A 403-nucleotide genomic window follows, 5' to 3' on the forward strand; every position below is an offset into this window, starting at 1 on the left:
GGTGGAGGCGAAGCGGCGGATGTCGTCGGCGTCGGGGAAGCGCCCGAACACGTCGGTCAGCAGTCCGCGCATCCCGGATCTGGCGAGCCAGGTCCTGCGTGCCTGTTCGGGGTCGGGGGCGTTCAGGATGGAGTTGACGATGGGTCGCTGCCAGGGGGCCGGAGGGCGCGGGGCGTGTGCGAGGTCCTGCAGGGTGGGGAAGCGGCCGTCGCGTCCCAGATCGAATAGGAGTAGCCCCGGGCCCACGTGTGCGCGCTGCGCTTGCAGGTACGCGGCGATCCGGTCGTCCTGGGCGAGCCGCAGTGCCTGGTTGAACACCACGCTGATACGCATGTAGGTGTCGAGGGCGTCCCGCTGTTCCCGGGGCAGTCGTGTGTGGGCGTGCGGGTTGCGGTGGGGGTCG

The 403-nt window shown here is 70.7% G+C and carries 1 protein-coding gene; it reads right to left on the bottom strand.

Annotation, left to right across the window (positions count from 1 at the left end; genetic code table 11):
* On the bottom strand, window positions 1-403 hold a 403-nt coding region (locus ACFHWE_RS23725; RefSeq protein WP_416604101.1), incomplete at both ends, for a hypothetical protein.

The organism is Nocardiopsis sp. LOL_012, from assembly GCF_048060475.1.
GTDB lineage: Bacteria > Actinomycetota > Actinomycetes > Streptosporangiales > Streptosporangiaceae > Nocardiopsis.